Genomic DNA, 21,467 nt, shown 5'->3' with positions numbered 1-21,467 from the left:
TATCGTATTATTTGAATATATAAATAAAACGTCAAGGAGGAGTCATCATGAGTAAAAAAATTATCATTGTCGGTGGGGTTGCAGGTGGAGCAACAACAGCTGCGCGCTTGCGTCGATTGGATGAAGAAGCAGAAATAGTCATGTTTGAACGTGGAGAATATATTTCCTTTGCCAACTGTGGGCTTCCATATTATATCGGTGGCACTATTGCAGAACGTGAAGCGCTGCTTGTGCAAACGGTAGAAGGAATGGCGGAAAAGTTTAACCTTGATATCCGCACGCTAAGCGAAGTTGTCGATATTAACCGTGAGCGAAAAACAGTGACGGTAAAACATTTACCAACAGAAAAAACGTACGAAGAGTCTTATGACTATCTCGTTTTATCGCCAGGTGCTAGCCCGATCAAACCAGCGATTCCTGGAATCGAAGAAGCGGAACATGTTTTTACACTTCGCAACATTCCAGATACAGACCGCATCAAAGCGTACGTCGATGAAAAACAGCCAAAGAAAGCGGTTGTCATCGGTGGTGGATTTATCGGAATTGAAATGGCAGAAAACTTATGGGAGCGCGGCTTAGAAGTGACGCTTGTCGAAGCTGCTAAACAAATCATGGCACCGGTTGATTATGAAATGGCAGCCATTCTTCATCAGCACATTCGTGACAAAGGAGTCCGCCTAATATTAGAAGATGGCGTCGCGGCATTTGAAAATCGTGGACAAGTCGTTCGTTTAACGAGTGGGACGATGTTAGAAGCCGATATAGTCATTCTCGCTATCGGCGTCAAACCCGAAAACGAACTCGCCAAACGGGCAGGGCTTGCCATTGGCGAACGTGGTGGCATTCAAGTGAATGAATATTTACAAACGTCTGACCCATCGATTTACGCTATCGGCGATGCCATTGAAGTGAAAGACTATGTTACCGGAACACCAACCCATATTCCGTTGGCATGGCCAGCAAACCGGCAAGGACGCATCGTAGCGGATCATATCAATGGACGAAACGTGCGCTATCGCGGAACGCTCGGAACAGCAATTGCCAAAGTATTCGATATGACCGTTGCAGCAACGGGAAATAATGAAAAGACATTAAAACGGCTTGGCATCGAATATGAGGTGTTGCATATTCATCCATATTCCCATGCTAGCTACTATCCTGGTGCGTTTCCAGTTGCGTTGAAACTATTATTTGACCGAAAAACCGGAAAATTGTTTGGGGCGCAAGCGGTTGGATACGATGGGGTAGATAAACGAATCGATGTTCTCGCAACTGCTATTAAAGGTGGATTAACTGTCTTTGATCTTCCGGATTTAGAATTGGCATACGCTCCACCGTATTCATCTGCGAAAGATCCTGTGAATATGGCAGGATATGTAGCGACGAACTTAATCGAAGAGATGGTTGAAACGGTGCAATGGGATGAAGTAAATGACTTAATCGAAAATGGCGCCTTTCTTCTCGATGTTCGTGAACCGATGGAACGCGAGATGGGAGCAATTCCAACGTCCGTCAATATCCCGCTTGGCGAGTTGCGCAAACGACTAAACGAATTACCAAAAGACGAAACGATTTACGTCTATTGCCAAGTCGGACTTCGCGGCTATTTAGCAGCACGAATTTTAATGCAGCGTGGCTACCGCGTCAAAAACTTAGATGGCGGATATAAAACGTATTCTGCTGTTTATGCGAACATCGAACAGCCAAAGCAACTAGAACAAAAAACGGAGAGTGCAACAGCGATGAACATTCAAGCAACAACAACGCTCGATGCATGCGGATTGCAATGCCCTGGACCAATTATGAAAGTATACAAAACAATGGAACAATTAAAAGAGGGGGATATTTTAGAAGTAAAAGCGACAGACCCTGGCTTTACGCGCGATATTCAGTCATGGTGCGACAAAACCGGCAATACACTACTAAAAACAACGTTTGAAAATAAACAATTTAAAGCATACATTCAAAAAGGAAAAGGCGTGCCGCAAAACACCATAGCGAAAAAAGACGGAGCGACAATTATTGTCTTTAGCGGCGATTTAGATAAAACAATCGCTTCGTTTATCATCGCCTCAGGGGCGGCAGCGATGGGCAAAAAAGTAACGATGTTCTTTACGTTCTGGGGATTGAACGTTTTACGCAAAAAAGATGCGCCGCCTGTTGACAAAGACTTGCTCGAAAAAATGTTTGGCATGATGATGCCAAAAGGCGTTCATGACCTCCCGCTCTCGAAAATGAACATGGCCGGCATGGGTCCAAAAATGATTCAATACGTCATGGAAAAGAAAAACGTCGACAGCATCGAAACGTTGATGAAAAACGCGATGGCAGCCGGCGTCAAACTTGTCGCTTGCTCGATGTCCATGGACATTATGGGCATTAAAAAAGGAGAGCTTATTGACGGCATTGAAATCGGCGGCGTCGCAACCTACTTAGGCGATGCCGAAGAAGCGGGATTGAATTTGTTCATCTAAAAGAACCCCCAGTGCGACTGGGGGTTTTCTAAATGATGTAGTACGGATAACTCCCCAGCACTTGCACGGTGCAGTCGAGCGCTTCGAGTTCGGCAATCGCGCCTGGGATAAGCACATCGTCCATTTTTTGATCGATGTCAATAATAAAAAAATAGTTTCCTAAGCCCGTTTTCGCCGGACGGGATTCGATTTTCGTTAAATTTAGACGGCGCCAGGCAAAGGCGGACAGCACTTGGTGCAAGGCACCCGCTTGGTCTTTCGGCAGCGCGATCATGAGCGTCGTTTTATCGCCGGCATAAAGCGTCGATTGAAGCGATAGCTCTTCGTTTTGTTTGCGCACGATAATAAAGCGCGTATGGTTATAGTCGTAGTCGTGAATGTTAGCTTTTACGATTTCTAAGCCATACTCTTTCGCTGCCATTTCGTTTGCAATGGCAGCAATCGGCAGGTGCGGATGTTCGCTTACGAATTTTGCAGCTGCGCTTGTCGACGTCATATAGACGTACTTCGCTTTTTTAAACGTCGTATGCAAAAACTTATGGCACTGGGCAATGGCGTGCGAATGCGAATAAATTTCGCGCACGTCGTTCCAATGCTCCTTATAATACGGGTGCACCATTAAGTGCTGCTGAATCGGGGCGATAATCTCCCCGACAATCGGCAGCGGCTGCTCGTGAATCAAATAATCAATCGTTAAATTCACCGACCCTTCGAGCGCATTTTCCAGCGGAACGACCCCTAACTCTACTTCCCCATTACTTACTGCATCGATGCACTCTGGAATCGTATCGTATGCGTATTTTTCCGCAAACGGAAACATCGTCGTCACCGCTAAATCAGTAAATGTCGCTTTCGGTCCTAAATAGCCAATTTTCATCGCTCTCTCCCCTAGTTCTAATACGCACCAGACCCGACGATTTCTACTTGTTCAACAAACTCAAGCCGGCGCAATTTCGCTAGTAGCTCTTCTAGCTCTTCTTTCATCTCGTTTGTACTAATCGACATCGTCACATTCGCCCGCCCTTGCAGCGGAATTGTTTGGTGAATCGTTAATACATTACAGCCGGCCGCCGCCACAACAGTAAGTAGCTTCGACAACGTACCGGAACGGTCTTCTAAATGAAAAAACAACGTTACAATGCTTTCTTTCACGACCGCCTGAAACGGAAACACCGCATCGCGGTATTTGTAAAACACGCTGCGGCTCACATCGACGAGCTGCACTGCCTCTGCCACCGAACTCACTTTTTTCCGCTCTAACAGCTCTTTTGCCTGCAACACTTTTCGCATCGCTTCCGGCAACACATCTTCTCGCACTAAATAAAACTTTTTATCCACCCGCCCTTCATCTCCCGCTTCGTTAGTCGACAAATTCAAATTCATAATCCAATAGCTTCACCACATCTCCATCTTTCGCACCGCGTTCCCGCAACGCCTCATCGACACCCAGCGAGCGCAATTGCCGCGCAAACCGGCGCACCGACTCCTCGCGTGAAAAGTCTGTCATTTTAAACAGCTTTTCAATTTTTTCTCCCGCCAAAATAAACGTTCCGTCACTATCGCGCATAATCGTAAATGGCGCTTCTTCTTTCTCTAACTTGTACACGACGCGCTGCACTGCTGGCTCTTCTGTTTCGTGAAGCGGAAACTCCGGCGTCGTTTCCAATAAATCAGCAATCGCAAACAGCAAATCGCGCAATCCTTGTCTTGTAAGCGCAGAAATCGGGAAAATCGGTACGTCTTGTGGCACTTTTTCCTTAAACACCTGTAAGTTTTCTTCCGCTCCTGGCATGTCCATTTTATTCGCAACAACGATTTGCGGCCGCTCCGTCAAGCGCAAATTGTATTGCTTTAATTCTTCGTTAATGACGATATAATCTTCGTACGGGTCGCGCCCTTCCACCGCCGCCATGTCAATGACATGAACGATGACGCGCGTCCGTTCAATATGGCGCAAAAATTGGTGACCAAGTCCGATACCTTGATGTGCTCCCTCAATGAGCCCTGGCAAATCGGCCATGACAAAACTGCGCCCATCATCTGTTTCAACAACGCCTAAGTTTGGTACGAGCGTCGTAAAATGATAGTCGGCAATTTTCGGCTTTGCGGCAGAAACGACTGATAGCAGCGTCGATTTCCCGACGCTCGGAAACCCGACAAGCCCGACGTCAGCAAGTAACTTCAGTTCCAATATCACGTCGCGCTCTTCGCCCGGTTCGCCATTTTCGGCAATTTCCGGTGCCGGATTCGCTGGGGTTGCAAACCGCATATTTCCTCTTCCCCCGCGGCCGCCTTTCGCAACGATAAATCGTTGCCCATGTTCCGTCAAATCGGCGAGCACTTGCTTTGTCGCCGCGTCCATCACGACCGTTCCCGGCGGTATTTTGACGACTAAATCTTCCGCGTTTTTGCCGTGCTGTCCTTTTGACATGCCATTTTCCCCTTTTGGCGCTTTAAAATGGCGTTGGTAGCGAAAGTCCATGAGCGTGCGCAGCCCTTCATCGACGATAAAAATGACGTCGCCGCCTTTGCCGCCGTCGCCGCCGGCAGGTCCTCCTTTTGGCACGTATTTTTCGCGGCGGAACGCCACCATTCCGTTTCCGCCGTCACCGCCTTTCACATAAATTTTCACTTGATCGACAAACATGCGTATTTCCTCCGTTCTATCCGTTCGTAATATAAAGAAAAACCGTCATTTCTTCTTTATGTATTGCCGCCTCCCCGCAACAAACAGGGGCTTTCGGCGGATGACTCTCCAGCCACGTCGCTAGAGCGTCACCATCTTTTATTGTGCCACGGTAGTCGAAAAACAACCGCACACTACCGTCTTCTAGCTCAATCGAAACGTCCAAATGATTTTCTCCAGAGGCATCGGCTTGTTGCTCAAGCTGCTGCAAAAAAGCGTTGCACCACGTTACTAGCGCCTCATCGTATGCCGATAAGTCCCCGTTATCTCCGAGCACTTCGTATGATACGACGACATGGCGCGCTTCCCAATTGTATGTCAATAGCCATTCTGCAAACCGGTTGGCGTTTAAATTTGTCAGCTTCGATTCGTGCTGCATCTCTCGCACAATTTCAGCGATGATTTCATGCACTCGCTCTAATTTATTGAGCGCCAAATTCCCTTTAATAAGCTGAAGTTTGTTCAGCCAATCGTGGCGGGAATGGCGCAACGCATCTAACACACTCCATCGTTTTTCCATCGGCGCTCCTACCCATTCATTTTTAGAAAAATTATACCAAATGGCCGGTCAAACAGCTAGTCTAAACCATCCCTGCTAAAGCAAAAAGAAAACCCTAACCAACACGGTTAGAGTTTTCTTACGCCTTATGCTTCTTGCGTTACAGGGTATACGCTCACTTTTTTGCGATCGCGGCCAAGACGTTCGAAACGAACGATGCCGTCCACTTTCGCATAAAGTGTATCGTCGCCGCCGCGGCCAACGTTTACGCCTGGGTAAACTTTCGTTCCGCGTTGACGGTAAAGAATAGAGCCGCCTGTTACGAATTGGCCGTCTGCACGTTTTGCGCCAAGACGCTTCGCAATAGAATCACGGCCGTTCTTTGTTGAACCTACCCCTTTTTTCGATGCGAAAAACTGAAGATCAAGTCTTAACATTGCTCGTCACCTCCTAGATTTGTCGGCAATTCGAATATATTTCCCATACTCTTTTTCAATCGTTCGTAATGAAACGAGCATCGCTTCCAAAAGAAGCTGCACTCTTTCGTTCGTTTGCGCATCTTCTACGCTTGGAAGTTCACAGCGCAAATATCCGCTTTCTCCTTGCGTAATGCGCGGCTTTACGTTCGTTAAAGCCATCACCGCATTAATCGCACCGAACGACACTGCAGAGGCTCCGGCACATACGATATCTTGCCCGCGCTTAGCGAATTGGGCGTGTCCGCTCATCGTAAACGCGACAATTTTTCCATCGCCTGTGCGCTCTACTTCCACATGTATCATCGTCGACGCCTTACGCGTTAATTTTTTCGATCACGACTTTTGTGTAAGGTTGACGGTGACCTTGTTTACGGCGATAATTCTTTTTCGGTTTGTACTTGAACACGATAATTTTCTTTTGACGACCGTGCTTTTGTACTTTCGCCGTTACCGTTGCGCCTTCTACTGTAGGGTTTCCTACTTTTACTGTTTCGCCGCCGACAAATAATACTTTGTCGAACGTCACAGTTTCTCCTTCCGCAACGTCAAGTTTCTCGATGTAAACTTCTTGTCCTTCTTGCACTTTAATTTGTTTTCCGCCAGTTTCGATAATTGCGTACATTGTTGCACCTCCTAATATAGACTCAGACTCGCCAGCACGAGGCGGTTCACGATTAGCGAACGCTTATTACCTGCGCTGAGCGGTTGTAGCACGGGTGCGATTAGCATTTTTGCACCGAATTTTGTCCGCAACAAAGCAGCACAAAATTTTTCTACAACATGAAAAATAGTACCATAAAAAAAAGCGGACTGTCAATACATCCGCCTCGTTTTCATCCATAAATAAGCCTGCCGACTGGAATGTTTAGCTGCTTGTCGGCGAAAGCCGCATGGAGCAGTTCGTTTTCATCGAAAATGGCGCGTTCCTTCGCTTGCTTCACGACGATGATGGAATGTTTTTGCCCCCGATAAAATTTATCTAGCACGTTCCACACTGTTTCTGTTTCCTCGACGGTTAACGGACGCCATTTTGCATATTGTCCTTTTTTGCCATAATACCTTTCCAATAAAAAGCGCATGACGATATACGGATGGTGCTTCCATTCTTTCCATAGCGAAAAAAGCAAAAACACGACAATGGCCCAAAGATCTAGTTGCTTCGCTGCCAAAAAGCATACACCGCCAATGGCAACAAATAAAACGGCGTACGAGTAGATAATCATTTGCCGATGCGCACGGCTAAATGGAAGGAAGCGCGTCAATAAAAGAAAAAGAAGTTTGCCGCCATCAAGCGGCCAAACGGGCAAAAGATTGAGCGCAACAATTGCCACGTTGTAATGGAAAAATAGCTGCCAATGGGCAAACGACAATATATCGTATTTCCATAAAAGTAAGGCACCGCCAACTAACCAAACGTGCTGCGCTGGACCAGCAAGGGTGACAAATAACTCTTCGCGAAACGGACGATTGCCGTGTTCTTCCATTTCTGCTACCCCGCCAAACGGAAGCAATAAAATGCGCTTTACGCGCCACGAAAACCGTTGTGCGACAACGGCATGCCCTAATTCATGAATGAAGACAATGGAAAACAAAATGAATAGCTGCTTAAAATGCGCCGTCATTACCGCCAGCCCGCTTAACAGCCAAAAAAGCGGATGAAGATGAACTTTCGTCAGTAGTGCTACGTACTTATTCAAACGGAACCACCTGAATTGGGTCAATGAAGCGGTCGCCTTGCTTAATGGCAAAATAAAATACCCCTTTAGCGCCATTTGTTTCGTTTGCCGCTTTTCCGACTTCTTTTCCCTTTTCAACAAAATCATACAGTTTAACGGTAATCGTTCCTAAATTTCCGTACCACGATTCACTTCCATCCGCATGTTGAATGATAACCGTTTTGCCGATTTTTTCTTTCGTTCCAGTGAAAATGACGATTCCTTCGCTCATGGCTTCGACCGAAGCATTGTTGTCTGTTTCGACCATAATTCCTTGTCCATTTTCCGTAAATTTTTCAAGTACTCGCCCTGTCGCTGGAACCGCATAGGTCGGGGAATTGGTCGATTTTTTCGTCTTTTCCACCGGCAAAATTGCCAGCGGTTCGCCAAATTGTTGTTCATACCATTTGGAAATGGCAGCAAACTGAAATTCTTGCGTCATCGTCTGTTTGACGAACGAACGAATAGGCTGAAGCGTTTCCGATGGATTTTTAAATGCGATTGCTGCTATTAAGACGAGGCAAGCAGCAAAAAACGTTTTTAATAAAATTAGTTCTTTGCGAAAAAGCGGCGGTTTCTCGTCCGTTACGTAGCGGTCATACGTAACGACTGGCTGCCCGTATCGTTCTTCGTCGGTCAGGTCAAACGGACGGGAAATACGGCTCTCTCTTTTTCGTTTTTCGATTCGTTTGCGAACGTCGCGCACACGCTTATCCATGTCTCACCATTCCTCCACCACCTGTTTGTACCAATGTATGAGACAAGTCGTGTTCGTATGCGAAAAAAAAGCTAGTGCCATCACACTAGCTTCGGACGCCAAAAAATTTCTTCAGTTTGGAAAAAACGCCTTTTTGTTCTTCTTCTAGCGTCTGCAGCGGTACGGATTCGCCAAGAATTCGTCTGGCGATGTTTCGGTACGCAATCGATGCTTTGCTCGCCGGGTCAAGTACAATCGGTTCTCCGTTGTTTGACGCTTTAATCACGTTTTCATCGTCGGCGATAATGCCTAATAAATCGATCGACAAATGCATGACAATTTCGTCGATATCAAGCATATCCCCATTTTTCACCATATGGCTGCGAATGCGGTTAATGACAAGACGTGGTGGTTTAATATGTTCCTCTTTTTCTAGCAATCCAATAATTCGGTCGGCGTCGCGCACGGCCGACACTTCTGGCGTCGTTACAACAATCGCCTCATCCGCTCCCGCGACCGCGTTTTTATACCCTTGTTCAATGCCCGCAGGACAGTCGATTAAAACGTAATCGTAGTCTTGCTTTAATTCATCGACAAGCTGCTTCATTTGTTCCGGCGTCACCGCTGATTTATCGCTCGTTTGCGCTGCAGGAAGCAAATATAATTTATCATCAAAGCGCTTATCTTTTACTAACGCTTTTTGCACGGTACAACGCCCTTCGACGACATCGACTAAATCATAGATGATGCGGTTTTCAAGCCCCATCACGACATCGAGGTTGCGCAAGCCGATATCTGTATCTACAAGGCAGACGCGCTTTCCTAACAGCGCAAGCGCTGTTCCTAAGTTTGCGGTTGTAGTCGTTTTCCCAACGCCACCTTTTCCAGACGTAATGACGATAGCTTCTCCCACGGTTACAGTCTCCTTTCTATCCTTGTCAAATTCGGCCGCAAATGTGTCAGTAGCTGCAAACGATCGACGACAATTTGATTCGTGTCATCAATGTACGCGCATTCCATTTCGTTCCGTTCTTCTGTCTTATAGTCGGGGGCGCGATTCATTACATCGCTAATCCGAAGTTGCATCGGCTTCATGACGGAAGCGGCGATGACTGCTTCTTTGTTGCCGTAACAACCCGCATGGGCAATGCCGCGCAATGCCCCAAGAATGAAAATGTTTCCTCCCGCAATCACTGTTCCGCCTGGATTGACATCGCCAATAAGCAACAAATCCCCCTCTACGTGCAACACTTGCCCGGAACGAATGATCTTGGCGACGGGCACAATCTCGTTTTTTCGCTTCCATTCATATGCTTCTTCTTTCGTGACGACATTGCTCTCAATCGATCCGACGACTAAATTTTTCTTGCCGCGAACGAGCGCCCGCACTTCTTCTTCTTGTGTCGGTGTGAAATAGCGGTTCCCGGTTTTTAGATGCACCGAAACGAGCGGTCCTTCTGCATCCGCTGCATTTAAGGTTAATTTTTCATCGAGCTCTGTCATTAACTCCTCGTAAGAACACATATCATCGAGATGCAACGTCAGCCCGTCTTTCGTTCCTTTTATTGTGACATATGATCTTTGCTTACTCACAACGTTCACCTCAACGGATAATTCTACAACTTTTGTCCATTTTCCTTGTCATTCTTCCCGCTCGTGCATTTTTACTAGCCGCTGTTTTAACGGATACGAAAAAACAAGAAGAAAAAGCGCGTTGACAAGCAATGTCGGCAACAGGCGGTACGAATAAAATTGCTCGAACGACATCGTGGTTTTTCCGATTAACAGTTGAATTCCATATACATAAAATTCAAGGACAGAAATAAACACCATACTGAGAAAACAAGTCACTACTAAATACGTATGAAACCATTTCATCACCTTCGCTGCGACGTAAGCGATTAATGGAAAAGCGAACATATAAACACCGAGAATTTCGGTATATACGACGTCGTACAATAGACCGAAAATCACGCCGTATACTATCCCTTGTGTTCGCGTCACATAAATAGTGACAAAGAGAAGAAAAATTAATAAAAAACGCGGCACAAACACGTACTGCTCATCCCATATATGTTTTGGCCATAACTCGACAAACAAGCTTTCGCTCACAAAAAAAACAACCGCAAGAAAAGGAAGAAACAGCTTTCTCACTTCGTTTCCCCCTCTTGTACCGCATCAATTTTCCGTTTGACGACAATTACTTCATCGACATCGTAAAAGTTAGCCGCCGGTTTGACATATGCCATTTTCGTCAATCCGTACTCATCCGGCACAACTTCTTCCACTTCGCCAATCGGAAGCCCTTTTGGAAAAATGCCGCCAAGCCCGGACGTTAAGACGAGCTGCTTTTTCTCGATTTTTGCATCAAACGGAATTTGTTTAAAAAGCAGTGCTTGCCGTTTATCATCATACCCCTCAATCAAGCCAAACACGCTACCGTCCTTGCCTTGGACATAAGCAGAAATACGATTTTGCCGATCAATGGCGCTCAGTAGTTGCACCGTTGACGTAAACTGCGAGGCGTGCTGAATTTTTCCGATGAGTCCAGACGGTGTAATCACCGCCATATCTTTTTTAATCCCTTGCTGCTCCCCTTTGTTAATGATGACCATTTCTTGCCAACGGTCAGGGTTTCTGCCGATCACGGTCGCTTCAATTGGGATAAAATCGCGCAAACTTTCTTTTTTATCGAGCACCGCACGAAGTTCTTCGTTTTCTTTTTTGAGCGTCTGCACCTCTGCTTCTAACATCACATACTCTTCTAACCGCGCTTTTAATAGCTTGTTTTCTTTATATGTATTTTTCATGTCTTGTACATTCTCAAAGAAGCCCGCAACGAGCTGTGCGGGCTGATGAAACAAAAACTGGACAAAACCGGTAGTGTCTTTTACAAACTGCTCAGACCACGTTAGTTCTTTCCGATCTTTTAAAGAAAAACCAATCAATGCCACGAGAAAAATAATGCTGACAAGCAATAAAATCAGTCGTTTGTTTAAAAAGAATTGTGGCATAGGTTACACCTTCTTACTAGCGATGATCTCTTGCTTTGTTTTTAAACAAATGAATATGATCGAGCGCTTTTCCTGTCCCGATAGCAACGCAATCTAACGGATTTTCGGCAACGATGACCGGCATGTCCGTTTCTTTGCTAATGACTTTATCGAGGTTACGAAGCAACGCTCCGCCCCCTGTCAAAACGATGCCGCGATCCATAATGTCCGCTGCTAATTCGGGCGGCGTTTTTTCAAGCGTGTTTTTTACAGAGTCAACGATGGCATATACGGTGTCATGAAGCGCCCCTGCAATTTCTTCCGCTGTAATTTCAATCGTTTTCGGCAATCCCGTTAATAAATCACGACCGCGAATTTCCATCGAGCCAATTCCTTCTGGGTTTCCTGCCGAACCGATTTCGACTTTGATTGCTTCTGCTGTCCGCTCGCCGATCATTAAGTTGTACGTTTTGCGAATGTATTGAATAATCGCTTCGTCCATTTCGTCACCAGCGATGCGAATCGATTGGCTCGTAACAATGCCTCCAAGCGAAATAACAGCCACTTCCGTTGTTCCACCACCGATATCAACGACCATGCTTCCAGTTGGTTCCCATACCGGCAAATTCGCCCCAATCGCTGCAGCAAACGGCTCTTCAATCGTGTACGCATCACGCGCCCCGGCTTGTCTTGTCGCATCGATCACCGCCCGCTCTTCCACCGCTGTAATTCCGTATGGCACACATACCATGACATACGGCTTTCCTGCGAAAAAGCCTTTGTTTTTCGATGCTTGGTTAATATAGTATTTCATCATAATCGCTGTCGTTTCATAATCAGCGATGACGCCATCTTTCATCGGACGCAAGGCAACAATATTTCCAGGCGTACGCCCGATCATATTTTTCGCTTCGTTCCCGACGGCGACAATTTGTTTTGTATCTTTTTGCAACGCCACTACCGATGGCTCGCGCACAACAATGCCTTTTCCTTTTACGTATACAAGAGTGTTGGCCGTTCCTAAGTCGATTCCAAGATCTCTTGTGCCAAATCCAAACATAGCATGTATCTTCCTTTCTGAAACGAACTACTTCTCGTTCATTTTATCCATTATTCCTCATTTTGTACAACACCGCCCGAAAACGGTGAAGAAAAACTCATAACTGTTATTATAGCGCATTCGCCAAAAAAAGAGAACTATTACACATATCCTTTTTCTTTCAAGCTGATGAATTTTCGGTCGCCGATAATGAGATGATCTAACAGCTCAATGCCGATAATACGTCCGCATTCGGCAAGTCTGCGGGTCACTTCAATGTCTTCGCGGCTTGGGGTCGGGTCCCCTGAAGGATGGTTATGGGCGCAAATAATAGAAGCGGCAGAGCGTTTAATCGCTTCTTTAAATACTTCGCGCGGGTGAACGATGGAGGCGTTTAAACTCCCGATGAAAACAGTTTTGCGGTGGATGACTTGGTTTTTCGTATTTAAATAAATGGCAACAAAATGTTCTTGGGATAAAAAGCGCATATCGTCCATGACATAGTTTGCCCCGTCTTCCGGCGAACGAATCACGTATCGTTCGTCATAGCTGAGGCGACCAATGCGCCGACCAAGTTCAATCGCAGCTAAAATTTGAATCGCTTTCGCTTCGCCAATTCCTTTAATGCTCGTTATTTCCTCAACGGTTGCATCTTTCAAAAGCCGAAGTCCTTCGAAATGGTGAAGCAGTCGCTGGGCAAGTTGCAACACCGACTCTTCTTTTGTGCCTGTGCGCAGTAAAAGCGCTAACAGTTCTTGATTCGATAAGCTTTCCGGTCCGTCCGAAAGCAGCCGTTCCCGCGGCCGTGCCTCTTTCGGAACGTCACGAATCATTAACGTCATGTCGTTTCCCCCTTTTGCCAACCGAGTTTCGTTAGTTCTCGTACCGTTTTCGCAAGCGGCAATCCCATTACGGCATAATAATCGCCAACAATGCGTTGAACAAGCAGCGCCCCTCTCCCTTGAATGCCGTACGCTCCCGCCTTATCCATCGGCTCGCCTGTTTCGATGTACGCGGTGATTTCTTCTTCGGTCAATTCCCAAAACGTCACTTCTGTTCGCTCGACAAACGTCGTTTCTTCATTTGGGGCAATAATAGCGACGCCGGTAAATACGTCGTGCGTTTTTCCGGATAGTGTGCGCAACATCTCGTACGCTTCTTCGGTCGTCTTTGGTTTTCCAAGAATTTGCCCGTTATAGACGACGATTGTGTCCGCACCGATAATATACGCGTCCGGATTCATTCGCTGCACCGCCTTTGCTTTTTGAAAAGCAAGCGCTTGGACGATTTGTGCTGGAGGTTCATTTGGTTGGATTTGTTCGTCAATATCACTGACGAGGACAGCAAAGCGGAGACCAGCCATTTCGAGTAGCTGCCGGCGACGAGGAGAGCTAGAGGCTAAAATAAGCTGTGTCATGTCCATCACCTTTCGTTTCAAATTGGAAGATACATTTGTATCGTACCAAATTTCGTCATTTCACACAATTTTTTTTGACAAAAAAAGAAGCGTTTCGCTTCTTTCGACGTCATTCGATTTCCTTTTGCAAGACGAAAAGTAAGTTTTGCTGCACGTTCCAAAGGAGAGGCGCTTTTTTTTCCTTTCGGTAAGCGACTAATGACACATACGCGCTCTCTAGCTGCTCGCTTTTTTGCTTTGTTTCTTTATATTGCGTTTCTAGACTTGTCCACTCTGTTTCCGAAACGTCAAAGTTCGTCAGCAACTTCGTAGATAAAGAGACCATTTTTTCATATAATGCTTGGACGGTTTTATCTTGTGTGGTCGAAAAGACAATTGGTTTAACGTACGTCGTCAATCCTTTTTGTTTGTATTGCTCGACAAGCGGAGCAAGCGACGACTTGTCCGCACCGACGCCAATCCATACGGCGATCGGCTGTTTTCCGACGAGCACCGCCGGAATTTGCGAAGCTTGCAGCTGCTTGGCGTACGTTTCTGCTGCTTTTTGCTCGCTGAATACCCCGGCTTGAATGACGGCGACGGCAAGTGGCTGGGAATCTTCTTTTTTCGCTGGCGTTTCTTTTGTCGAAGCAGCTGGCGAAAGTAGCAAAGAAGCCGTTTCTTTTTGTTTTGGCACGATGTGAAGGACAATAAAGCCAAAGCTTGTACCAATGATGACCGCTAACAAAATCGAAAAAAGCGCGGTTTTTACGCGAGTGTGAAACATTCGCTTCATCGGTTTTGCGGGCGTTTTTTCAAAAGGCGCTACTACCGCTGGTACCGCTTCCTCTTCGATAGCAGCGCTTATTTCGTTTTCTGCGGCGATCTTCTCCATCATAAATGGGCGCTCTTCTCCGTTAATTTTCACCGTAATTTTCGTTTGTTTGTCCATTTCGTCACCATCCTCATCCCGTGTTTCGTCGATTCTTTGCCCATCTTATCATAAATGCGAAAAAAAAGAACAAGACATTTGTCGTCTCGTTCTCGAAGGTTTTCGTCAAATTTCGCATTAATTATCTTTAATAAGAGAAATAGACAGTTTGTCGACTGGAATTTCCGTTTGCGTATCGCTATAGGAACAAAGCTGCTTTGTTTCGCCTTTTAAACAAACAAAATAATCAAGCCGACCGTTTTCGTCTTTTTTTATCAGCACGTACGACGGGTTCGTCTCAGTCGATAAAACGTTTCCGGTAAACGGGTCTTTTATTGGCTCAAGCACCCCATCTTCCACAAGCTGCTTATACGTCAACGCTTCAGATGAACGCGGCGCCAAAAATTCGACTTTTTCCGCGCCAACGTGAAGCCTCGCCGCTTCGTACATCGCATACGCATCAGAAACGAACGCTTGCATCCGCATTTTTTCAATGACGTTCGTCACAATAATGACAGCAATCGATGCGACAATGCCTAAAATAACGATAACCGCAAGCAACTCAAATAGCGTCATGCCTCGATTCATCCGTGGCAGCATCGTATCCGCTCCCTCTACCGTTGCGTTGACGGTTTATCGTCCGACGACGGGATTAACTCGGTTAATGGGTTTTGTTTGTCGCTTGGAGGCGGAACGTCAAGCGGCGGTACTTGATTTTGCAAGCTTGCTAAGCCCGGATGGTAAAACGCGCTAACCGTTAACGAATACGTTAGTGGGTGGACCGTTGATTCAACGGATGTTAATTCTGGATTTCCCGTAAACGACAGCGACTCCACCGAAACGATGCGCGGCAGTTCTTCTAACGTTTGTAAAAAACGTTCGAGCTGATAATACGACGGCGATTGCACCGTCAACTGAACGGTTACCTTTTTTAAGCCAGCAGGCAGCGTAATGGATGCTTGATTTTGCTGCATGGTGGAAGTAGAAGCGCTTTGCTGTGCTTTCCCTTTTTGTTCGGTTGTTTGCGCAGCCGCTTGTTGCGACGCGTTCACCCCAGCGTCTTCATTAAATGACATGTTCGAAATAAAGCTATCCGAAACGACTTCCGCTTTTTCTAAATCAAGCAAAAGTTGCTCGACAAGCGGTTTGACCGGCACTTTTTTTTGCAGTTCGACAGCGCTATCGATAATAGCTGTTTGTTGCTTTGCTGTTTGTTCTTGCAGTGTAGTGACCAATTTTTGCTCATTTGCCACCGTCGTTTTTAATTCCGCCACGCGGAGATGAAGCGGTTTTAGTGTATAGAAATAAAGAAAAGCAAACAGGGCGGTGACGACAAATACCATCAACAATAATAACATCGCTTCGCGTTTTCCAATTTGAACAGTCATCGTTACTGCTCCTTTTTCTCGTTTAACGCATTTTTATTGACGTGCAGCTCATATTGCGCTAAATAGCGCGGCAGCACGTCGCGTTCTTCGGTTTTATTCTCGTTTTGTTCGCCCGTCGTTGTAACGCTTTTAAGTTGCACGTCGGCAATAAACGTGGATTCTTCCAATCGCTTTAAATAATAAGCGGCATCTTCACTCGTATCAAACTGCGCCGTGATTTTCACTGCACCATCTTCCGTATAGGCAAAGTTCATAAAAAAACCGCGCTCCGGCAGCTGTTTTGTTAATTCGCGCAACAAACGTACTGTTTTTAAAGGATATTGCTGCGCCCATTCGACCGTCTTTTTTAGTTCTTGCACTTCGTTTTGCGACTGGACGTTTTGTAGTTTTTGCTGCTCCGCCGCTTCTAGTGCACGCAACTGTTTTAATTGTTGCGTTAGCGACTCCACTTGCTCGTTTGCTTGCTGCACAGAAAAATAAAAGAACACCCCACCAGCAAGCACCATCACAAACAATAAAAGAAAACTAACGAGCAGCACGATATTTTTCGGTTCTTTTTTTGGCAGTAAGTTAACGTCGATGAGCATACGCTGTTCCCTCTTTTAGTCCAAGTCCCCAAGCTAAATGGTAGCGCGGTTCAATAGCTGATGCAAACGGCTCGGTTAGCCGTTCGACCGGAACGTCGAACCGCTCTTGCATCGCTTCATGAAGATGTGGCAATTTTGGATGGTCGCCCGTTAAAAAGAGCCTTGTAATTTGCGCGTTTCCTTGCTGCAGCGAAAACCGGTAAAAGTTCATGACCCGTTCGATTTCTTTATATACGTCTTCAAACGGGCGAAACCATTCGTCTTGGCGAATCGTTTCATTAGGTACTTCAAACAACAATTGCCGCATAAACATAGGTACATCGTTAAAGAAGGCGCTGGCGTTGACAGCAGATTCATCGATTTGGACGATGAGCAAATGGTCGTCGCGCCGCACTTGGTCAGCAGCATAAAAGAGCCGATAGACGCATAGCGGCGAAACGTCGGCGGCGATCGGTCTAAGGGTTACTTCTTCTAACAGTTCCGCGTAATCGCGCACGATTTGTTCTGGGGCGGCAAACAATAAAATCGTCAGCTTTTCGTTCGTTTTTTCTAGTAGCGCATAATCAAACACTGGGTTTTCAAACGGTAAATGAATTGTCGTTCCGAGCTCCATAAATAAATAGCCGCGAATTTCATCTTCTTGTAAATCGGCCGGCAAGGAAAGGCGGCGAATAACGACGACCGGGTCGGGAACGAGAAAACGAACGCGCCGTTTTTTTAGCTTCCATTCGTCCACACATTCTTCTAAAATCATCGTAACCGTTTCGCGATCCACAATTTTCCCGTCGTGAATAAGCCCTTTTGGCAAATCGCGCTCGCCATGTTTTTGAACCGTAAACGGATCATTCGGTTTTAGTTCGACATAGCGAATGACATGGTCTTTGATGACAACGTTAGCTACTTTATGCCGCGGTTTGAATAAGTTCATCATATTCATATTGTTTCCCTCGTATTAAAAGAAAATCCATTGCTTATACCATTCGATAATCGCTTGTCCAAAAAAGTGGACAGTCAACGTCCCAAGCACAATCGCTGGGCCAAACGGCATCGGCTCTTTCCGGCGCACTTTACCAAACATCATGCCGATAAGACCAAATACCGTCCCGTAAACGGTCGAAAAAAAGAACGCTAACAACACCATTTTCCAGCCGAGCACAAAGCCAAGAAGCGCAAATAGTTTAATGTCGCCCCCACCCATGCCGCCTTTGCTTGCGACAGCGATACTATACAATAAGAAAAAGCCGACGAAAGCACCAATAAGCGAATCGCTCCATGGAGAAAACGGAATAAAAATGCGTTCGATGATAAAAAAGGCTGCAAACAAAAGCAGCACTCGGTCAGGAATCATCATATAGCGAATATCGGAAACAAAAATAATCATCAATAATGACACGAGCGTCCATGTCACGATCAATTCTTTTGACCATCCCACCAAAAAAGGCGACATCGTAAAAAGAATCGCCGTCATGAGCTCAACCGCTGGATAAAGCGGCGAAATGCGACTACCGCACCCTTTGCACTTCCCGCCTTGCACCACATACGAAAGAACAGGAATAAGCTCCCACGCCGTCAGCGTGCGCTGACAACGTGGGCAATGCGAACGAGGCATCACAATCGACTCCCCCACCGGCACCCGAAGCCCAACGACGTTAAAGAAGGAGCCGAGGAGGAGGGCAAAAAGAAAAATAGGCAAAATAATATAGCTTTCCATTTTTGGTATTTCCTTTTCACAACCAATACTTAATTTCATTATTGAACTTTATCACGTTTTAAATCTTTTTCTTCTACTGCACTTCCGTCACTTTCTTTAACGCCACGCTTATTGTTAACTAGCTTTACGTAGTATTTTAATTTTGTACTCTCATTTTTTATAAGAACATAAGAATATGCTGCTTTAGGATCGTTGCCTTGATCTTTACTTACATCCCCAGCATATCCTTGAGGAGCTTTTAGGTACGAGTTTGTATCTCCGTCAGGATCCTTTACAGTTTCTAAATATCCTTTATCTTCCAAATATTCAAGAGGCATAACAGTAAACTTACCATCTGCCGGAATTAAGTCCTTATCCGCCGTCACGGCAATTTTCGCTGCGTTAATCATTTGTTGAGCGTTCGCTACGTGCGCGTCTTTTTTCGAGTTGTCGATGAGTCCCCCAATACTCGGAATGGCAATCGCGGCGATAATTCCTAAGATGACGATAACGGCGAGCAATTCGATTAATGTTAATCCTCGCTCGTTTTTCAAAAAGCGTTTGAACATATTTTCCTCTCCTTTTATAAGTCTTTTTATCTATCATTTTACATTATCTATCATTTTTTGCAAACAACTTATTGCTGGATGTGGTTAAAAATATCGTACATTGGAACGATAATCGACGTGACGATCGTCCCGACGATACCGGACAAAAGAACGATCATGAGCGGTTCAATGAGCGATTTTAACCGGTCGGTGCCCGCTTCCACTTCTGCTTCGTAAAAGTCAGCGACTTTCGCAAGCATCGCATCAAGAGAGCCTGTCTGTTCGCCAATCGCAATCATTTGCGTCACAAGCGGCGGAAACACCCAATGTTTTTTCATCGGCTCCGTCAATGACTGCCCACGTTCGAGCGCATCGCGCGCTTGTTTCATCACGCTCGCAATCACTTCGTTTTCAATGACCGCCTCTACAATCGAAAGCGCCTGCAAAATCGGCACCGAACTGGAAAAAAGTGAACTTAACGTCCGCGTCATGCGTGCAAGCGCTGCTTTTTGCATTAGTTTTCCGAAAATCGGCAAGCGCAATAATGCATAATCGAGGTAATATTTCGTTTGTTTTTGTTTGCGTAACATCGCAAAAAATAAATAGATACCAACAAGTGCGAGGATAACTCCCCACCAGTAAACTTGCATCCATTTACTTGCCGATAGCACGAATTTTGTAATCGCCGGAAGCTCCGCGTGAAAATCAGCGAACATCGCGACAAACGTTGGAACGACTTTCACTAACAAAAAGATGACAACAGCAATCGCAATAATGCCGACGGCAATCGGATACGCGAGCGCAGATACAATTTTTTGCCGTGTGCGATGAATTTTTTCAAAATGTTCCGCGAGCCGCTCGAGCGTTTCATCCATGTTTCCTCCCGCTTCTCCCGCCTTCATCATATTAACAAACATCGGCGGAAAAATGCGCGGATGTTTCGCTGCTGCGCTTGACAGTGGATTTCCGGCGCGCAAGTCTTCTTCGACATCGATAAGTGCCTTTTGCAGCGCTTTGCTGTCGGTTTGGCTCGCTAAAATGCGCGTCGAATCGACGACAGACACCCCTGCTTTCAATAGCGTCGAAAACTGGCGCAAATAAATGACGAAATCTTGCAGCTTCACAGCGTTGCCAAACGTAATTTCTTTCGTTAATAACGTTTGCGGCACTTCTTGCAAATCGACGACTTTAATTCCTTTTTGCCGTAGCTTGACGATCGCCTCCCGCTTTGAAGCGCTTGTAATCGTTCCTGTTTGCCGCTGTCCTTTCATATTTCGGCCTTCGTATTTAAATTGCGGCATTTATTCGCCACGCTCCTCGATAAGATAAGGTTCGGCTACGTCTTTTGCAATGAGCCCTGCCTGCACTAACTCTTTTATGTTCGTTGCGAGCGTGTGCATTCCTAAAGCGCGGCTCGTCTGCATGACGTTGACGATTTGGTGTACTTTTTCGTTACGAATTAAATTGGCAACGGCAGCGTTATTGACTAAAATTTCTGTCGCTGCGATGCGCCCCGTTTTTTGCACGTTCGGAAATAGGCGTTGCGAAATAATGGCGACGAGAACAGAAGCGAGCTGAATGCGAATTTGCGCTTGCTGTGCTGGCGGAAAGACGTCAATGATTCGGTCAATCGTTGCGGGCGCGCTTGATGTATGAAGCGTTCCTAAGACGAGATGCCCTGTTTCCGCAGCGGTAATCGCTGTATGAATCGTTTCTAAATCGCGCATCTCCCCAACTAAAATCACGTCCGGGTCTTGCCGCAGTGCAGCGCGCAAGCCGTTGGCAAAATTATTTGTGTCAAACCCGACTTCGCGCTGGTCGATAATGCAGCCGCCGTGCTTATGCAAATATTCGATCGGGTCTTCAAGCGTAATAATATGCTTTTTCATCGTTTTATTCATATAGTCGATCATCGCTGCCAACGTTGTCGATTTCCCGCTCCCTGTCGGTCCGGTGACGAGCACAAGCCCTTGTGGCTTTGCGGCGATCTGCTTTAACACTTCTGGGAGTCGTAACTCGTCAATTGTCGGGATTTTTGTCGGGATGACGCGAATCGCTAGCGAAACGCAAGAACGCTGTTTAAACACGTTGACGCGAAAACGGGAAACGCTAGGGATACTATACGAAAAGTCAATTTCCCCTTGTTCTTCGAATCGCGACCATAACGATGGGGAAGCGATTGCTTTTGCCATCTCTTCCGTATCTTCCGGTCGCAGCGCCTCTTGCCCGTACCGTTTCAACTCTCCATTAATGCGCATAATGGGCGGTACGCCGACCGTCAAGTGCACATCCGACGCTTTCCATTCAAATGCAGCGCGCAACAAATGATCTAGTCTTTTCATCGT

General features: G+C 46.1%; 26 protein-coding genes and 1 other annotated feature. Of the genes, 1 reads left to right on the top strand and 25 read right to left on the bottom strand.

Going from position 1 to position 21,467, the window contains the following annotated elements:
• The first annotated feature begins 47 nt into the window (after positions 1 to 47).
• Positions 48 to 2,474 carry a CoA-disulfide reductase gene (gene cdr, locus GGR02_RS04860; protein WP_183183617.1) on the top strand — a complete coding sequence of 809 codons (2,427 nt, stop codon included), beginning with the start codon at positions 48 to 50 and terminating at the stop codon, positions 2,472 to 2,474.
• A gap of 28 nt (positions 2,475 to 2,502) precedes the next feature.
• Here the strand turns inward: cdr and pheA are convergent, their stop codons facing one another.
• From pheA to GGR02_RS04735, 25 genes are all read right to left on the bottom strand, one after another.
• Positions 2,503 to 3,351, bottom strand: coding sequence for a prephenate dehydratase (gene pheA, locus GGR02_RS04855; RefSeq protein WP_183183616.1), 849 nt, complete (start codon positions 3,349 to 3,351; stop codon positions 2,503 to 2,505).
• 17 nt (positions 3,352 to 3,368) lie between these two features.
• A complete protein-coding gene (locus GGR02_RS04850; protein WP_306415776.1) occupies positions 3,369 to 3,812 on the bottom strand; it encodes an ACT domain-containing protein in 444 nt (147 codons plus the stop codon).
• 22 nt (positions 3,813 to 3,834) lie between these two features.
• Positions 3,835 to 5,121, bottom strand: coding sequence for a GTPase ObgE (obgE, locus tag GGR02_RS04845; protein WP_183183614.1), 1,287 nt, complete (start codon positions 5,119 to 5,121; stop codon positions 3,835 to 3,837).
• A 16-nt stretch (positions 5,122 to 5,137) separates the two neighbouring features.
• Positions 5,138 to 5,680 carry a sporulation initiation phosphotransferase B gene (locus GGR02_RS04840; protein WP_183183613.1) on the bottom strand — a complete coding sequence of 181 codons (543 nt, stop codon included), beginning with the start codon at positions 5,678 to 5,680 and terminating at the stop codon, positions 5,138 to 5,140.
• A gap of 125 nt (positions 5,681 to 5,805) precedes the next feature.
• The gene (rpmA, locus tag GGR02_RS04835) at positions 5,806 to 6,096 is read right to left on the bottom strand and encodes a 50S ribosomal protein L27 (protein ID WP_183183612.1); all 291 of its coding nucleotides are present in this window, start codon (positions 6,094 to 6,096) and stop codon (positions 5,806 to 5,808) included.
• Between the two features lie 6 nt (positions 6,097 to 6,102).
• The gene (locus GGR02_RS04830) at positions 6,103 to 6,441 is read right to left on the bottom strand and encodes a ribosomal-processing cysteine protease Prp (RefSeq protein ID WP_183183611.1); all 339 of its coding nucleotides are present in this window, start codon (positions 6,439 to 6,441) and stop codon (positions 6,103 to 6,105) included.
• A 10-nt stretch (positions 6,442 to 6,451) separates the two neighbouring features.
• Entirely contained in the window at positions 6,452 to 6,760 is a 309-nt protein-coding gene (rplU, locus tag GGR02_RS04825) for a 50S ribosomal protein L21 (RefSeq protein ID WP_183183610.1), read from the bottom strand.
• Positions 6,761 to 6,774: 14 nt separating this feature from the next.
• Positions 6,775 to 6,855: a sequence feature (ribosomal protein L21 leader region), on the bottom strand.
• A 116-nt stretch (positions 6,856 to 6,971) separates the two neighbouring features.
• On the bottom strand, positions 6,972 to 7,835 hold the full coding sequence (locus GGR02_RS04820; RefSeq protein ID WP_183183609.1) for a M50 family metallopeptidase: 864 nt from the start codon (positions 7,833 to 7,835) through the stop codon (positions 6,972 to 6,974).
• Positions 7,828 to 8,571, bottom strand: coding sequence for a M23 family metallopeptidase (locus GGR02_RS04815; RefSeq protein WP_183183608.1), 744 nt, complete (start codon positions 8,569 to 8,571; stop codon positions 7,828 to 7,830). The genes GGR02_RS04820 and GGR02_RS04815 overlap by 8 nt, the downstream gene beginning before the upstream one ends.
• 85 nt (positions 8,572 to 8,656) lie before the next feature.
• On the bottom strand, positions 8,657 to 9,463 hold the full coding sequence (minD, locus tag GGR02_RS04810) for a septum site-determining protein MinD (protein WP_183183607.1): 807 nt from the start codon (positions 9,461 to 9,463) through the stop codon (positions 8,657 to 8,659).
• A gap of 2 nt (positions 9,464 to 9,465) precedes the next feature.
• Positions 9,466 to 10,152, bottom strand: a complete 687-nt coding sequence (gene minC / locus GGR02_RS04805) for a septum site-determining protein MinC (protein WP_183183606.1) — start codon at positions 10,150 to 10,152, stop codon at positions 9,466 to 9,468.
• Positions 10,153 to 10,191: 39 nt separating this feature from the next.
• On the bottom strand, positions 10,192 to 10,704 hold the full coding sequence (gene mreD, locus GGR02_RS04800; RefSeq protein ID WP_183183605.1) for a rod shape-determining protein MreD: 513 nt from the start codon (positions 10,702 to 10,704) through the stop codon (positions 10,192 to 10,194).
• Positions 10,701 to 11,564, bottom strand: coding sequence for a rod shape-determining protein MreC (gene mreC, locus GGR02_RS04795; protein WP_183183604.1), 864 nt, complete (start codon positions 11,562 to 11,564; stop codon positions 10,701 to 10,703). Before mreC ends, mreD begins: the two co-directional genes overlap by 4 nt.
• A gap of 16 nt (positions 11,565 to 11,580) precedes the next feature.
• The gene (locus GGR02_RS04790; protein ID WP_183183603.1) at positions 11,581 to 12,603 is read right to left on the bottom strand and encodes a rod shape-determining protein; all 1,023 of its coding nucleotides are present in this window, start codon (positions 12,601 to 12,603) and stop codon (positions 11,581 to 11,583) included.
• A gap of 140 nt (positions 12,604 to 12,743) precedes the next feature.
• Positions 12,744 to 13,424: a RadC family protein gene (radC, locus tag GGR02_RS04785; RefSeq protein WP_183183602.1), complete on the bottom strand. Its 681-nt coding sequence runs from the start codon at positions 13,422 to 13,424 to the stop codon at positions 12,744 to 12,746.
• The gene (locus GGR02_RS04780) at positions 13,421 to 13,999 is read right to left on the bottom strand and encodes a Maf family protein (RefSeq protein WP_183183601.1); all 579 of its coding nucleotides are present in this window, start codon (positions 13,997 to 13,999) and stop codon (positions 13,421 to 13,423) included. The genes radC and GGR02_RS04780 overlap by 4 nt, the downstream gene beginning before the upstream one ends.
• Positions 14,000 to 14,108: 109 nt before the next feature.
• Complete coding sequence (locus GGR02_RS04775; protein WP_183183600.1) at positions 14,109 to 14,930, bottom strand: hypothetical protein; 822 nt, start codon at positions 14,928 to 14,930, stop codon at positions 14,109 to 14,111.
• Between the two features lie 117 nt (positions 14,931 to 15,047).
• On the bottom strand, positions 15,048 to 15,509 hold the full coding sequence (locus GGR02_RS04770) for a pilus assembly FimT family protein (RefSeq protein ID WP_183183599.1): 462 nt from the start codon (positions 15,507 to 15,509) through the stop codon (positions 15,048 to 15,050).
• A gap of 14 nt (positions 15,510 to 15,523) precedes the next feature.
• Positions 15,524 to 16,297: a pilus assembly protein PilO gene (locus GGR02_RS04765; protein ID WP_183183598.1), complete on the bottom strand. Its 774-nt coding sequence runs from the start codon at positions 16,295 to 16,297 to the stop codon at positions 15,524 to 15,526.
• Positions 16,298 to 16,299: 2 nt separating this feature from the next.
• Entirely contained in the window at positions 16,300 to 16,884 is a 585-nt protein-coding gene (locus tag GGR02_RS04760; protein WP_183183597.1) for a PilN domain-containing protein, read from the bottom strand.
• A complete protein-coding gene (pilM, locus tag GGR02_RS04755; RefSeq protein WP_183183676.1) occupies positions 16,868 to 17,812 on the bottom strand; it encodes a type IV pilus biogenesis protein PilM in 945 nt (314 codons plus the stop codon). Before pilM ends, GGR02_RS04760 begins: the two co-directional genes overlap by 17 nt.
• Before the next feature lie 24 nt (positions 17,813 to 17,836).
• A complete protein-coding gene (locus tag GGR02_RS04750) occupies positions 17,837 to 18,595 on the bottom strand; it encodes a prepilin peptidase (RefSeq protein ID WP_183183596.1) in 759 nt (252 codons plus the stop codon).
• 38 nt (positions 18,596 to 18,633) lie between these two features.
• Positions 18,634 to 19,143, bottom strand: coding sequence for a prepilin-type N-terminal cleavage/methylation domain-containing protein (locus tag GGR02_RS04745; RefSeq protein WP_183183595.1), 510 nt, complete (start codon positions 19,141 to 19,143; stop codon positions 18,634 to 18,636).
• A 68-nt stretch (positions 19,144 to 19,211) separates the two neighbouring features.
• Positions 19,212 to 20,423, bottom strand: a complete 1,212-nt coding sequence (locus tag GGR02_RS04740) for a type II secretion system F family protein (RefSeq protein WP_183183594.1) — start codon at positions 20,421 to 20,423, stop codon at positions 19,212 to 19,214.
• Complete coding sequence (locus tag GGR02_RS04735) at positions 20,424 to 21,464, bottom strand: type IV pilus twitching motility protein PilT (RefSeq protein WP_183183593.1); 1,041 nt, start codon at positions 21,462 to 21,464, stop codon at positions 20,424 to 20,426.
• Between the last annotated feature and the right edge of the window lie 3 nt (positions 21,465 to 21,467).

The sequence above is a fragment of the Anoxybacteroides voinovskiense genome (genome assembly GCF_014196205.1).
GTDB classification, from domain to species: Bacteria; Bacillota; Bacilli; order Bacillales; family Anoxybacillaceae; genus Anoxybacteroides; species Anoxybacteroides voinovskiense.
Note: the sequence above shows the minus strand (reverse complement) of the source record. Positions and strands in the feature narration are given on the sequence as shown.

Bases quoted from the DNA above. Each gene is read 5' to 3' on its own strand.
- cdr (WP_183183617.1), top strand. From the start codon at position 48: ATGAGTAAAAAAATTATCATTGTCGGTGGGGTTGCAGGTGGAGCAACA.
- pheA (WP_183183616.1), bottom strand. From the start codon at position 3,351: ATGAAAATTGGCTATTTAGGACCGAAAGCGACATTTACTGATTTAGCG.
- obgE (WP_183183614.1), bottom strand. From the start codon at position 5,121: ATGTTTGTCGATCAAGTGAAAATTTATGTGAAAGGCGGTGACGGCGGA.
- GGR02_RS04840 (WP_183183613.1), bottom strand. From the start codon at position 5,680: ATGGAAAAACGATGGAGTGTGTTAGATGCGTTGCGCCATTCCCGCCAC.
- rpmA (WP_183183612.1), bottom strand. From the start codon at position 6,096: ATGTTAAGACTTGATCTTCAGTTTTTCGCATCGAAAAAAGGGGTAGGT.
- GGR02_RS04830 (WP_183183611.1), bottom strand. From the start codon at position 6,441: ATGATACATGTGGAAGTAGAGCGCACAGGCGATGGAAAAATTGTCGCG.
- rplU (WP_183183610.1), bottom strand. From the start codon at position 6,760: ATGTACGCAATTATCGAAACTGGCGGAAAACAAATTAAAGTGCAAGAA.
- GGR02_RS04815 (WP_183183608.1), bottom strand. From the start codon at position 8,571: ATGGATAAGCGTGTGCGCGACGTTCGCAAACGAATCGAAAAACGAAAA.
- mreC (WP_183183604.1), bottom strand. From the start codon at position 11,564: ATGCCACAATTCTTTTTAAACAAACGACTGATTTTATTGCTTGTCAGC.
- GGR02_RS04790 (WP_183183603.1), bottom strand. From the start codon at position 12,603: ATGTTTGGATTTGGCACAAGAGATCTTGGAATCGACTTAGGAACGGCC.
- radC (WP_183183602.1), bottom strand. From the start codon at position 13,424: ATGACGTTAATGATTCGTGACGTTCCGAAAGAGGCACGGCCGCGGGAA.
- GGR02_RS04780 (WP_183183601.1), bottom strand. From the start codon at position 13,999: ATGACACAGCTTATTTTAGCCTCTAGCTCTCCTCGTCGCCGGCAGCTA.
- GGR02_RS04775 (WP_183183600.1), bottom strand. From the start codon at position 14,930: ATGGACAAACAAACGAAAATTACGGTGAAAATTAACGGAGAAGAGCGC.
- GGR02_RS04770 (WP_183183599.1), bottom strand. From the start codon at position 15,509: ATGCTGCCACGGATGAATCGAGGCATGACGCTATTTGAGTTGCTTGCG.
- GGR02_RS04765 (WP_183183598.1), bottom strand. From the start codon at position 16,297: ATGACTGTTCAAATTGGAAAACGCGAAGCGATGTTATTATTGTTGATG.
- GGR02_RS04760 (WP_183183597.1), bottom strand. From the start codon at position 16,884: ATGCTCATCGACGTTAACTTACTGCCAAAAAAAGAACCGAAAAATATC.
- pilM (WP_183183676.1), bottom strand. From the start codon at position 17,812: ATGAACTTATTCAAACCGCGGCATAAAGTAGCTAACGTTGTCATCAAA.
- GGR02_RS04750 (WP_183183596.1), bottom strand. From the start codon at position 18,595: ATGGAAAGCTATATTATTTTGCCTATTTTTCTTTTTGCCCTCCTCCTC.
- GGR02_RS04745 (WP_183183595.1), bottom strand. From the start codon at position 19,143: ATGTTCAAACGCTTTTTGAAAAACGAGCGAGGATTAACATTAATCGAA.
- GGR02_RS04740 (WP_183183594.1), bottom strand. From the start codon at position 20,423: ATGCCGCAATTTAAATACGAAGGCCGAAATATGAAAGGACAGCGGCAA.
- GGR02_RS04735 (WP_183183593.1), bottom strand. From the start codon at position 21,464: ATGAAAAGACTAGATCATTTGTTGCGCGCTGCATTTGAATGGAAAGCG.